Annotated in this window: 18 protein-coding genes; 8 read left to right on the top strand and 10 right to left on the bottom strand. The window is 31.3% G+C overall.

Going from position 1 to position 12,207, the window contains the following annotated elements; genetic code table 11:
* Positions 1-5: 5 nt before the first annotated feature.
* On the bottom strand, positions 6-560 hold the full coding sequence (locus IJL02_RS10105) for a LemA family protein (RefSeq protein WP_292815993.1): 555 nt from the start codon (positions 558-560) through the stop codon (positions 6-8).
* A gap of 122 nt (positions 561-682) precedes the next feature.
* Here IJL02_RS10105 and IJL02_RS10100 point away from each other — a divergent pair, with 122 nt between their 5' ends.
* Positions 683-1,672, top strand: a complete 990-nt coding sequence (locus IJL02_RS10100) for an acyltransferase (protein WP_292815991.1) — start codon at positions 683-685, stop codon at positions 1,670-1,672.
* On the opposite strand, the gene IJL02_RS10095 is transcribed toward IJL02_RS10100, so the two are convergent.
* Entirely contained in the window at positions 1,673-1,942 is a 270-nt protein-coding gene (locus IJL02_RS10095; protein ID WP_292815989.1) for a hypothetical protein, read from the bottom strand.
* A gap of 103 nt (positions 1,943-2,045) precedes the next feature.
* Between IJL02_RS10095 and IJL02_RS10090 the strand changes: the two genes are divergently transcribed.
* The 3 genes from IJL02_RS10090 (at position 2,046) to IJL02_RS10080 (ending at position 4,186) form a co-directional block, all read left to right on the top strand.
* Positions 2,046-2,228, top strand: a complete 183-nt coding sequence (locus IJL02_RS10090) for a MarR family transcriptional regulator (RefSeq protein WP_292815987.1) — start codon at positions 2,046-2,048, stop codon at positions 2,226-2,228.
* Positions 2,229-2,331: 103 nt separating this feature from the next.
* Positions 2,332-2,775: a MarR family winged helix-turn-helix transcriptional regulator gene (locus IJL02_RS10085; RefSeq protein ID WP_292815985.1), complete on the top strand. Its 444-nt coding sequence runs from the start codon at positions 2,332-2,334 to the stop codon at positions 2,773-2,775.
* A gap of 19 nt (positions 2,776-2,794) precedes the next feature.
* The gene (locus IJL02_RS10080; protein WP_292815983.1) at positions 2,795-4,186 is read left to right on the top strand and encodes an MFS transporter; all 1,392 of its coding nucleotides are present in this window, start codon (positions 2,795-2,797) and stop codon (positions 4,184-4,186) included.
* Positions 4,187-4,336: 150 nt separating this feature from the next.
* On the opposite strand, the gene IJL02_RS10075 is transcribed toward IJL02_RS10080, so the two are convergent.
* On the bottom strand, positions 4,337-4,807 hold the full coding sequence (locus IJL02_RS10075; RefSeq protein WP_292815981.1) for a pyridoxamine 5'-phosphate oxidase family protein: 471 nt from the start codon (positions 4,805-4,807) through the stop codon (positions 4,337-4,339).
* Between the two features lie 36 nt (positions 4,808-4,843).
* Between IJL02_RS10075 and IJL02_RS10070 the strand changes: the two genes are divergently transcribed.
* Positions 4,844-5,320, top strand: coding sequence for a GNAT family N-acetyltransferase (locus IJL02_RS10070; RefSeq protein ID WP_292815978.1), 477 nt, complete (start codon positions 4,844-4,846; stop codon positions 5,318-5,320).
* 20 nt (positions 5,321-5,340) lie between these two features.
* On the opposite strand, the gene IJL02_RS10065 is transcribed toward IJL02_RS10070, so the two are convergent.
* From IJL02_RS10065 to IJL02_RS10055, 3 genes are read right to left on the bottom strand one after another with little or no spacing between them, the layout of a single operon-like run.
* Positions 5,341-6,069 (bottom strand): flavodoxin family protein, encoded by a 729-nt coding sequence (locus IJL02_RS10065; RefSeq protein WP_292815976.1) that lies wholly within the window; start codon positions 6,067-6,069, stop codon positions 5,341-5,343.
* Between the two features lie 9 nt (positions 6,070-6,078).
* Positions 6,079-6,690 carry a GNAT family N-acetyltransferase gene (locus IJL02_RS10060; protein WP_292815974.1) on the bottom strand — a complete coding sequence of 204 codons (612 nt, stop codon included), beginning with the start codon at positions 6,688-6,690 and terminating at the stop codon, positions 6,079-6,081.
* Positions 6,691-6,695: 5 nt separating this feature from the next.
* A complete protein-coding gene (locus IJL02_RS10055) occupies positions 6,696-7,307 on the bottom strand; it encodes a TetR/AcrR family transcriptional regulator (protein ID WP_292815971.1) in 612 nt (203 codons plus the stop codon).
* A 117-nt stretch (positions 7,308-7,424) separates the two neighbouring features.
* Between IJL02_RS10055 and IJL02_RS10050 the strand changes: the two genes are divergently transcribed.
* Both IJL02_RS10050 and IJL02_RS10045 read left to right on the top strand, forming a co-directional pair.
* Complete coding sequence (locus IJL02_RS10050) at positions 7,425-7,991, top strand: hypothetical protein (protein WP_292815968.1); 567 nt, start codon at positions 7,425-7,427, stop codon at positions 7,989-7,991.
* A 40-nt stretch (positions 7,992-8,031) separates the two neighbouring features.
* Positions 8,032-8,634, top strand: coding sequence for a hypothetical protein (locus tag IJL02_RS10045; protein ID WP_292815966.1), 603 nt, complete (start codon positions 8,032-8,034; stop codon positions 8,632-8,634).
* Between the two features lie 168 nt (positions 8,635-8,802).
* Here the strand turns inward: IJL02_RS10045 and ung are convergent, their stop codons facing one another.
* Complete coding sequence (gene ung, locus IJL02_RS10040; RefSeq protein WP_292815964.1) at positions 8,803-9,462, bottom strand: uracil-DNA glycosylase; 660 nt, start codon at positions 9,460-9,462, stop codon at positions 8,803-8,805.
* Positions 9,463-9,521: 59 nt separating this feature from the next.
* Here ung and IJL02_RS10035 point away from each other — a divergent pair, with 59 nt between their 5' ends.
* Entirely contained in the window at positions 9,522-10,604 is a 1,083-nt protein-coding gene (locus IJL02_RS10035; RefSeq protein WP_292815962.1) for an acyltransferase, read from the top strand.
* On the opposite strand, the gene IJL02_RS10030 is transcribed toward IJL02_RS10035, so the two are convergent.
* The 3 genes from IJL02_RS10030 to IJL02_RS10020 are packed head-to-tail and all read right to left on the bottom strand — an operon-like array spanning position 10,601 to position 12,207.
* Positions 10,601-11,008 carry a tetratricopeptide repeat protein gene (locus IJL02_RS10030; protein ID WP_292815960.1) on the bottom strand — a complete coding sequence of 136 codons (408 nt, stop codon included), beginning with the start codon at positions 11,006-11,008 and terminating at the stop codon, positions 10,601-10,603. The two genes, IJL02_RS10035 and IJL02_RS10030, sit on opposite strands and share 4 nt — an antisense overlap.
* Before the next feature lie 48 nt (positions 11,009-11,056).
* A complete protein-coding gene (locus tag IJL02_RS10025; RefSeq protein WP_292815958.1) occupies positions 11,057-11,764 on the bottom strand; it encodes an alpha/beta hydrolase in 708 nt (235 codons plus the stop codon).
* An 8-nt stretch (positions 11,765-11,772) separates the two neighbouring features.
* Positions 11,773-12,207 carry a hypothetical protein gene (locus IJL02_RS10020; protein WP_292815956.1) on the bottom strand — a complete coding sequence of 145 codons (435 nt, stop codon included), beginning with the start codon at positions 12,205-12,207 and terminating at the stop codon, positions 11,773-11,775.

Genomic DNA, 12,207 nt, shown 5'->3' with positions numbered 1-12,207 from the left:
CACCATTAAAATTCAACTTTAGGAACTGACCTTTCAGCTTCTGGAGCTTCAAAGAATGTTTCTTCACTGAATCCGAAAATGTTTGCAATAATGTTGCTTGGAAATTGCTGACAGGCATTATTATATTTTAAAACAACATCATTATAGAACTGTCTTGAATAGGCAATCTTATCTTCTGTTTCACTTAATTCGGATTGCAGCTGTTGAAAATTACTGTTTGCCTTTAAATCAGGATAGTTTTCAGCAACAGCAAATAAAGATTTTAAAGCACCGGTCAACTGATTATCGGCAGCACTCGTTTCTTCAATTGAACTTGCATTCATCACATTGGATCTTGCTTTTGTAACTTCCTCAAGAACCTCTTTTTCATGTGATGCATATCCTTTAACTGTCTCAACTAAATTAGGAATTAAATCGTTTCTTCTTTTAAGCTGGACATCAATTTGTGCTAAACTGTTTTTAACACGGTTTCTAAGTCCAACAAGATTATTATACATATGAATTAGTGCTATTATAATGATTATAACGACTATTATTAATACGATAATCAATAGATTCATTTTATCACCTAAAATATACTATTGATAATATTAAAAATATAGTTTTGTATTTAAAAAAAAACATCATAATTTAGAAATGTATATAAAATATTGCATAGTATAACTTAAATTGGTGTTAATTAATGCAATCAGTTACAGAAAATAAACTTAAAAAGGAAATAAATTATTCCTTAAATGTATTGAAGTGTTTAGGTATATTTGCTGTAATCTGTATTCACTGCAGACTTTTCAATCTCGGCACTAAAGGAGAGATTATCACTTGCCTTTCAAGATTTGCTGTACCTGTATTTTTCATGATATCAGGATATTTCAGCTTTTTTTCAGACAATGACAAAGCAGTTTTCAAATACAAAACAAGAATCATCAAACTGATTAAGCTATTTATAATATCAAATATAATTTACCTGATTTATGATATTTTAGCTGCAGGAGGCAAACATTATATTCATACAATGACTTTAAAAAAACTGTTTGAATGCATTGTTTTCAATGTATCATTTACCGAAATACATTTATGGTTTATTTCAGCTTTAATATATTGCTACATCATTTTTTACGTTATGGGAAAACTTAATTTTGATTATAGAAAATTGTATAAGTTTGTCCCAATATTATTCATTTTTTCTTTGATAATTGCTGAATTCAGTCATTTTTACAACATTAATCTGGCCATATGTTATTACAGAAACTTTTTATTCACCGGCTTGCCTTTTTTCATTTTAGGCTATTATTTCCATGAAAAAGAATTTATTTTGACTGATATTTCAAATAGAATATTAGTACTGGCAATGATTTTTGGCGCTTTTCTAACTGTTGTCGAAATGTTTGCAATTGGAAGAATAGATCTGTATGCCGGTACAATAATTTTATCAGTAAGTATGTTTGCATTTTGCATCAAAAATCCTGAAAAATTGAATTTTAAGTTAATAGGTTTTATCGGTTGGCATCTATATACTTCCATGTATATTCTGCACTATTTGATATTCAGGATAATCAAAGAATACATGAAAGTTGGATATTTTACACCGATTATTGTATTTGTTTTAACAGCATTGGTTTGCTTTGTGATTTACTGGGTTGGCGTTGAAGTTAAAAAAACACGAACAGTATAATTATCTGGAATTGATTTCTTCAATTACCTTTCTTGCATAGATTCTGTCCTGTTCTTTTACATTATCGTCCAAATCATCATAAGCTATCCAGTAGCTGCGCCATCTAGCAAGGCGTTTAATCTGGCTTTCAACAAATTCCTTATCTTCATTATTTAATTTTTCTAAATCTATTAAGTTTATCAGTTTTTCCATATCCTGTGAAACGGATTTGGACCAGTCACACCACTGTTCATGTTCCAGGTTAGCCAACTTTTCTAAATTTTCACCCATAAAACCACCAATATTATTGATATTGGTTTGTGAAGTATCTATAATTTTCTAAAACACTAAAAATATTAATTAAATCATAAATATATTTGAACAAGGTGAAATTATGGATAACAAAGAAAAAGTTATTGAAGCATTTAAAAACTCCGAAGACCCTCTGAACGCTACTAAAGTCAGCGAAATTTCAGGTATCGAGAAAAAAGAAGTGGATAAAATCATGAAAGAACTTAAAAAAGATGAAACTATCGTTTCTCCAAAAAGATGTTATTGGACTCTTGCAGATAAATAATATCTTTCTTTTATTTTTTTAGATTTTTCATTGTTTCATTTACAACTGTTTCATTAGAAACATTTATATTCTTATTTTTATATATAATAGATTAGGTGATTTAATGGATGGAGAAAATTCTCAGCATTTGATGGAAAACTCACCATTTATAGCGTGGATTCACAATATTTCTCTAAATCAGCAAAAATATATGAAATCCAGAATAGAAGAGCTTGACTTTGACCATAACGTCAGATATATCATGTTTATCTATGATAATCCCAACTGTTCACAGGAGGATCTGGTAAACATGTTCGGCCAAAGCAAAGGCAATATTGCTAAAATATTGAAAAAATTTGAGGATGACGGATATATCCAAAGAAAAATCAATCCTCAAAACAGACGCAAATATATGTTGAATACAACCGATAAGGGCAATGAAATAGTTCCCAAAATAAGACAAATCTCTAAAGAATGGGATGAAAAGGTAGGCCTTAGCGAAGATGATTATGAGCTTAAAAAAAGAATTATGGAAATTGCCATTAATGGAATGAAACTTATAGAATAATTTAAAAGAGAGTGAAACAATGAAATTCGATTTGGAAACTGTTGTAATATTTGTATCATTTATTACATCATTTTTTGCAGTATTTTTATCAAATGGAATAATTATAGGGGTTCCAGCTATTGCACAGGAGTTTGCAATGAATAACGTTATTCAAAATTGGGTTCCTACAATATTCTTTTTAGTAGTGGCTGTTTTTACAGTCCCGGCAGGACAGATTTCAGGAAAATTCGGTGTTAAAAAATCATTGTTAATGGGAGTATGTGTATATCTGATAGCATCAATCGGTGCTTGCCTTTCATTTTCAACAGAGTCATTTTTAATCTTTAGAATTCTTCAGGGTGCAGGTGTAGCATTTTTAAATGTATCTGCCATGGCCATGGTAGTTCATGCAGTAAAACCGCAAAACAGAGGAAAAGCATTGGGCTTTACAGTGACAGGCGTATATCTTGCAACTTCCCTATCACCTGTACTTTGCGGATTTTTAGTGCATAATCTAGGATGGAGATCCATGTTCTACTTTGTAATTCCGTTCCTTGTATTGTGTATTCTATTGATGATATTCAAAATCCCTGGCGAATGGAAAACCTATGAAAAAGATAAAATTGATAAATTAGGTTCAATATTATATGGAATTGGAATTTTAGCATTTATCTACGGATTTACAACATTGACTAATTCAAACGGACTGATTTTAACCGTTTTGGGATTGATAATACTTGTGATATTTGGAGCATATGAGCTAAGACAGAAATCTCCTGTTTTCAATATGAATCTCTTTAAAAACAGGAAGTTCACATCATCAAATATTGCGGCATTATGCAGCTATATTGCGGTAATGGTTGTTACAACAATCCTAAATTATCATTTCCAGTATGTTAGGGGATGGGATGCCCAGATGTCCGGTTTAATATTAATTATTACACCAATAATTATGGCAATAATGGCTCCTAATGCCGGTAAACTTTCAGATAAGATACATCCTCAAAAGCTGGCGGCAACAGGAATGGCAATAGCTACAGTTGCACTTTTAATATTGACATTTCTAACAAAAGATACACCATTGTATCTTGTTGTAGCTGCCATGATTTTGCAGGGTTTCGGTATGGGTCTTTTCTCAAGTCCGAACATGAATGCAATCATGAGTTCTGTACCTCCAAAAGATGCGCCGACAGCATCTGCATCACAAGCAACAATGAGAACAATAGGTCAAACCATGAGTTTAGGACTTTTGACATTGATATTTGCTTGGGTAATGGGCAATTTAAAATTAGCACCCCAATATGCATCCATGATTGTTAATGCATCACAGATAATATGCGCAATATGTACTGTAGCATGCATGCTGGCAGTATTTGCATCACTTGTAGGTATCAGATCAAGTGATAAGTTTAATACAGAAAAGCCTGAATAATTTTAAATAAGACTAACTTTCTAAAATTCAAAAGTTAGTCTTTTAATCTATTTTTTGAAAATTAGTTTAATAAAAATCTGTTTGATACCAAATACTTATTTTTTAGTTTTAATCAATGTAGACATTTTAAAAAAATAAGAATTGATAAGGTTATTTTTCAGTGACAATCTTTCCGCTCATGTGTTCGACAGTAATCTCAAAGACTTCAGTTTTATCCAAAAGACGGTCAATCTCATCAATTGTATCCTGATGGCTCGGAAAGAACTTATCTCCCAAATGGGTTAATTTATCAATTTTTTCATTTCTATCTGTTAATGTTTTGATTGTTCCAAATACGATGACGCTTTTGAATGTATACCACCATTCATCATCTTTTTTAACTCCTTTATCCATAACACAGTAGGATACCTTGGAGTGGTTTTTAACAGCATCAACCTTATGTCCCTTTTTAGCTCCATGGAAATAGATTTTTCCATCCACATAAACATGACTCATCGGTAGGGCATACGGATAATCATTGTCTCCGAGAAGTGCCAGAACTCCACGGGGTTCATCAGTTAATATGTCAATACATTCCTCTTTTGAAAGCTCCTGTTTGCGCCGTCTCATTTTTCTAAACATAGTAGTATATTTATTAAAACTACTAAAAATAAACTTATGTCCGAATTAACTTTTAGAAATGCAACAGAAGAAGATGTTGGTTTAGTCTTGGAATTTATCCGTAAACTGGCAGATTATGAAAAAAGATTGGATGAAGTTATAGCTACTGAAGAAGCGTTGAAAAAATGGATTTTTGACAAAAAACAGGCTGAAGTTATTTTTGCCCTGGAAGACGGTAAGGAAATAGGATTTGCACTATTTTTCCTAAGCTTTTCAACTTATATAAGTAATGTTAATCTGCACCTTGAAGATCTTTTCATAGACCCTGAATATAGAGGAAAAGGCTACGGCAAGGCACTTCTTAAAAAACTGGCCAAAATTGTTGTTGATAGAGGTTATGGAAGATTTGAATGGACATGTCTTTCCTGGAACAAGCCAAGTATTGACTTTTATTTATCACTGGGCGCAAAACAAAAGGACTGGAACGTATTTCACTTAACTGGTGAAGAACTAATAAAATTGGCTGAAAATTAATAAGAGAAAATAATCTCTTATTAAATCACTTTCTTAAAAAATTTAAACATTATTTTTGCAAATATCTTTTTTATAATTCCCAGTTTGATATCCGGTGAAAAATCATACTCAACCAAACCAGTTTCATGCCAAAATTCAATATCAGCAGGAATGCCATCTTCCCTTTTTGCCATTGCCCTCCATACGTTATAGAATATCACATCATTGAATTTTGGAGAATGTAATTTTTTGGATTTTACATCATCATTGAACTTTCTGGATGTTTTGTCTATATCTTCGGTTTCAAGTTCGTCCTTTCCGCCGCAGGCCATATTCACTTTATATACTTTATTTACTCCCCAGTGTCTTAATGTTTCATCCAGATATTTTGCAACCTTTTTATCGCCTGCCCCTGCAGTTGAAACCATGATTAAAGCTTTTTTGGTGAAAAATTCAGGTCTGTGATAAATATATGCAGTATGGTCTAAAAAATTTTTCAGCAGTGCTGTAACGTTTAGGGCATAAACAGGGCATGCTATTATTATTCCGTCACAGTCTTTCAACTTATCCACAATAGGTTGGATCTGATTTTTGTGAGGACAATATTGTTCACCATGCATAATACAGTTATAACATCCTTTACAAAAAGGTATATCCTCTTCAAACAAATGTATCTCTTCAAATTCCCCATCAATATTTTTTTGAGCCTGTTTTACCATCATCCATGTGTTCTTTTTTCTGGGTGAACCATTTATTATAACATATTTCATTTTAACACCTTAACTTAACTGTCCTTCCTGAATCCTTTTTTCTTTATATTCAAATCTCTTATCAAATTCATCAACGTCATTTTCATCCACATCAAATACATCCGGATTGTGGAATATTGCCAATTCCTGTCCCAGTATTTGCTTATCCAATGGCAGAATCATGAAAAATTCACATTCTTCATCGGTATCTGTTCCATTAAGATAGATATTGTATTTCGATGCACTTTCAAATCCGAATCTATGATAATAATTTTCGTCACCTACAACAAATACGTAAGGAATATCTTCCTTTTTAATTAATTCTAAGGTATGTTCAATTAATTTGCTGCCGTAACCCTGATTTTGAAAAATCTTATCAACAGATATCGGACCTAATATAATTGCTTCACTTATTTTTCCATTTTTGTATTCAAGTTTTCCTTTAGAATAGTTAATGTGTGCTATTATTTTGTTGTCCTTTTCAATGACAAACGCCAATTTTTTAATGAAACTTCCATCATTTCTTAGATTGTGGACAATATAATGTTCAAAAGCACCAGGTCGATATATATTCCAGAAGGAATCTCGAACCAGTTTTTCAACTTCCAGATAATCTTCTTTCCTTTCTAATCGTATAATCATGATTTTCACTCTATTTTAACTGAATCGTATATTAATTTCATGTGATTTTTTGATTTGATTTCTAAATCTGTCAATAGCTTCTCATCATCTTCAGGATAATTTATAATAAAATGTTCAATCATTAAAAACAACCCATAAAAATAAAATGACTCGGCGAGCTGTCTTGAATCGCAATCACTTCTGATTAGCTTTTTTTGTTTCATCAGTTCAAACAGATCAATCCATCCTTTTAAAGCATATTCAATGATTGACTTTTTAACAAAATTCTTGATTTTCTCATTGTGATATGACTCTATTAAAAAAATCCTGGTTATTTTCATCATTTTCGGTTCGCTTAATTTAGTAATATACAGGTCCAATCCTGCATTATAAAAGTAATCAAAACCTACATCCAAATTGTGTCCGGCTTCTGCAAGTGGAATTTCCTCTTTAGTCATCTCATGAATATAGTAATCAAGAATTTCATCCAATATTGATTCCTTGCTGCTGTAATGATTGTATATTGAACTTTCTTTGATTCCTACTTCTCCTGCGATTTGCCTTATGGAAACACCATCATATCCGTATTGTGAGAAGAGTTCAATTGATTTTTCAAAAATTTTTTCTTTGTTGTTCATGATATCAACTAACAATTGTTAGTTAATATTAGGATATTTGTAATTATAAAACTAACGGCTGTTAGTTAACTAACAAATTATTATATATTTCAGAAAATATAATGTTATTTAGATAATATGGAAATGACGGAATTGGAAATGAAAGAAACAATACAAATGATTTATGAAAGACTTGACAAGGTAACTCCAGTTGATTTTGACTGTGGAAAACTATGCGGTGAAGTCTGCTGCGTATTTGACAGTGAAGAATATCCGAATGATGAGCTTGCCCTGTTTTTGCTTCCCGGCGAAGAGCTGATGTATGAGGATTCAGATGAATTTGACCTATATTACATGGATGCAAGAGAACTGGAATTTCCACACTCATGGAAAGGTGATGTGTGTCTTGTAAAATGCAGAAATCCTCCAAGATGTGACAGATCAATCAGACCGATTCAATGTCGAACATTTCCGTTGGTTCCCCACATTACCAAAAAAGGAAAGTTTCATCTGGTATTGGACGATACAGAATTTCCATATAAATGTCCTATAATTGAAGACAATATACCATTTAGAGATGATTTTTTAATTGAAACTTATAACGTGTGGAAGATATTAATCCAAAATCCTCTGGTTTATGATTTTGTTGATTATGATTCAAGAAAAAGAGAAAACAGAAAAGTTGATTTTGAAATTGTAATCTGAAATGGATACATTTTTAATATTTTGTGCACATAGTATCAACATGCTTAAAAAACTCATAATTCTTATTTTTGCTTTATTCCTATTGATGAATGCAGTCAGCAGTATAGATTCTTCAAACTGGACAAAAGCCAGTGTGGGATATGAAGAGTTCAAAATCCCTCCCCAATATGAAAATCCCTACAAAAGCGACTTTCACATGTATCAGTTTGGCGAGGACATCGATGAATTTACAATTAGATATGTTAATCCTAATATAATGGAATTATACGGGTATTTTTTGGAGCACAACAGTTACATCAAAAAGGTTGAAGTTTCAGGCCATGACGCCATTCATTTCATGACATATGACAGGCATGATGAAACCAACAATTCCAAATTATGGTTTTCAGCGGGTGAAGAGTTTTACTACATTACATGGAGAGGCAATAATATCACTCCGGAGATTGAAGAAATTGTAAAATCCGCTTCAAAATCAAACTACACTCATGATGAGTTTTACAAAGTTTTAAATGATGAATTCCAGAACTATAAAATTGTAGATGCGATAGAATCTCAAAGATATGATTATCCTTCAAATAATAAAGGTCACAGTTCATTTGTATCATTTGGAAGTAATGGAATTAATTTTGGCGTAATTACATAATACAAATTACAGCATTTTTTGTCAGATTCAAACCTATGATATAATAAAAATATTGATTTATTAAAATATATCTTTTAACAATAAGGCACTATTTAATTAATGTAAATATTAAAATAATGAATTCATAAAAATAAATTTAATATTTTATACAGGAATATATAGATTAGCCTATAATTTCCAATCAATTTCTTTCAAATTATTATCCTTAAGAAATTCATTGGCAAGCTTAAAGTGATTGCAGCCTAAAAATCCACGTCTTGCTGAAAATGGAGACGGATGTGATGTAACCAATACCAGATGGTTAGGATTTGTAATCAGTTCCTTTTTCTTTTCCGCCTGCTTTCCCCAAAGCAGAAATACAATTGGTTTTGTTTGCCCATTAAGTATTCTGATTACATTGTCTGTGAATGTCTGCCATCCGCATTTGCTGTGTGAATTGGCATTGCCCCTCTCAACGGTTAAAACTGTATTTAGTAAAAATACACCCTCACGAGCCCATGATTCAAGACAACCTGATTCAGGAATGGGATATGAGTATTCCTCATTGATTTCTTTGAATATATTTTTAAGTGATCTTGGTATTGGCCTGCCGTCAGGTGTTGAAAATGCAAGGCCGTGGGCCTGACCTGGTTCATGATAAGGGTCCTGTCCTAAAATAACCGCTTTAACGTTTTCTAATGGAGTTAACTTAAAAGCGTTAAATATATCTTCATAAGGAGGATAAATTGTTTTGGTTTCATATTCCCTATCCACAAATTCCTTAATTTTTAAAAAATAATCCTTTTCAAATTCCTCATTTAAAACTGAATCCCAATCATTTCCAATCATATGAATAATTATATTTTTTATAGATATTATTTTTTAGGTTAAAAGACATAGTAATATTAATGAAAAGAATTTTCTATTTTGACTTTCTAAGGGCACTTGCAATAATAGGCATAATATTTTGCCATGCATCAACACAATTTGTCGTATTGGATATTGGAAGTGTAAATTTTTATTTTTCAGCATTTTTTGACTGCTTTAGAGATTTTTGCGTACCAGCTTTTGTCATGCTGAGCGGTGCACTGCTTATAGGAAAAAAGGATTCTTTAATATCATTTTTTAAAAAGAGATTGTCAAGAATATTTATCCCATTTCTTTTCTGGTATGTAATATATGTAATATATTCATTCTTCAAAATCAAGCATAATATTGATTTAAACAATGCCTTGAATATATTTTTAGGAAAAAGCGGAACATTAGGAGTTGCATTCTGGTTTATATGGATGATAATCATCGTTTATCTGGCAATATTTGCAATAAATAAGATAATCGAATTTGGCGATAGAAAAACAGAAGGTTTTAAAGATAAATTCTTAAAAATACTCACTGTTTTATCTTTAGTTTATATTATACTGTATCAGTTTAACTTTTTGCCTGATGCCATCTACAAACAGATTTTAGGATATTATATTTCATTTATTAGCTATGCAATAATAGGATACTTTATTGCCAATAATGATTTTATCCAAAAAAGAATCGATTCAACAAAACTGGCTTTAATAACATTGATTTTATTTGCATTTTCATATATCTATTATATCATCAATTTTGTTGTTGCAAAATCACTTATCTATAATCATTTCATGTATCTGAGCTATTTTAATATTTCAATATTGTTCATTTCAATCTGTTTCTTTTTAATGTTTAAATATTCATCAGAAACTCAGTTTTTCAAAAAATTGGAAAACAGCAAATATGGTGATATGGTCATTGAACTGAGCAAATACAGTTATGGCATCTATTTGGCGCATTATGTGGTTTTATTCGAACTTAAAAGATTTGTTTATTTCAATATAGGCTCAAATTATATGAATTCAATAATAGCTATTCCAGCATATGTATTGGTGACACTAGCAATAACAGTTGCCATTTTATGGGTTTTAAATAGGATTCCATACATTAACAGGATTTCTGGAAAAGCTTAATTCATTTCTTTTAATCTTTTCATAAGCTCATTTTTAGCCTTTGTGTCACTTTTAACATTGGAAATGGCAGTTTTTAGAATTTTAATCTCATTTTCACTGTCGTCCTGCATTTGATATGCATCTGCAAGAAGAATATATGCTTCTCCGTTGTCGGGATTGATAGCTATAGCATTTTTCAATATTGAAATAGCTTCGCCATATTTGTCTGATAACATCAAAGATTGCGCATCCTGAATTAAATCTGAAACTTCTTTTGTCTGATTCAATCCTTTTTTCATGTTATCGGATACTTCTCTTTTTTCTTTTGCTTCAACTCTGTCCAATGCATCAAAAATCTTTTCAGCATCTGACTTATCAAAATTAGATCCGACCTCACGTGTTGATTTTTTTTCTTCATTTTTCATAATTTATCACATAATCCCATAGTAATGCATTTTAAAAATAAAAAAAAGTTAAGTATAATTTTCAAGGAATTTAATAATAGCATCTACACTTTGGTCCTGCTGGCTTTCAGCAGTGATATTGGCTGCGCCATCACCGGATTGGTTTCCGTAATTGCCGAACTGTGCATGGTTTCCACCATTTATTATCAATTCAGTGTAATTATTCTTCATTAATGGTTTTGCTTCCTGATAGTGTTCCATATTCATGACACCATCATTTGAACCGTAAATGGATAAAGCAGGAATCTGAATTTCATTAGGTGAATGTGACGCAAGATATATTATTCCTTCCATTCTGTCTGTACTGTTTACATATATACTGGCCATGGCTCCTCCAAGTGAATGGCCTGCAATGAAATAATGGTTGTAACTTGAATTTTTCAAAATCTCATCTGCACTATTCTTATTAAAAAACGCCAGATTAAAAGGCATCTCAACTAGATAGCAGTCATAACCTTTACTTGCCACATCCATAAACAGCGGAAGATAGGAAGTATATTCCACTTTGGCGCCAGGATAAAATATTATGGCAGTGTCATTTCCATAACCGTCTAAAAGCAGTCCGTTTGAAACTTTAACAACACTTACATTTTCTGTTCCGTTCATTAAATCTGTTGCAGTTTCATCTGCATGATAATATATGCCTGCATATACGAAAAATCCTCCAACAAATATTATTATAAATGCGATTATACCAATTTTGAATGCTTTTCTCATTGTATTACCTATAGTGCTATTATCATAAATATTATAAATATGATTACTAAACAGATACAACAACCGAATTTACTTTTAGAGTCCGTATTTTCTTTTGGAGCGTTGTGATTTTTTAAAACAGTTGATGAGATAGTATATTTTTCATTGTTGTCATATACATCTGCAAGTTTAACTGCAACCCAAATGGATCGGATAATACTTATAAACAGGAGAATCAATGCAATAAACACTAATGTAGCTGTTATATTAAATCCTATTGGAGCCCCATAGTTTGCATAAATTACAAAATATATAAACCATGGAAGTTCGTATATAATACCTTCCAGAATCCAATTTTTGTTATAATGCTTGGTTCCTATGTAAATGAATCCAAATCCATTTAAAAACATTATAAATGAAAGGATTACCCACCAGGAATTTTTAATTTTTTCTAATGTATTCAT

This window comes from Methanobrevibacter sp. (genome assembly GCF_017427765.1).
In the GTDB taxonomy this organism is placed as follows: domain Archaea; phylum Methanobacteriota; class Methanobacteria; order Methanobacteriales; family Methanobacteriaceae; genus Methanocatella.
This window is presented reverse-complemented; position numbering and strand designations above follow the sequence as displayed.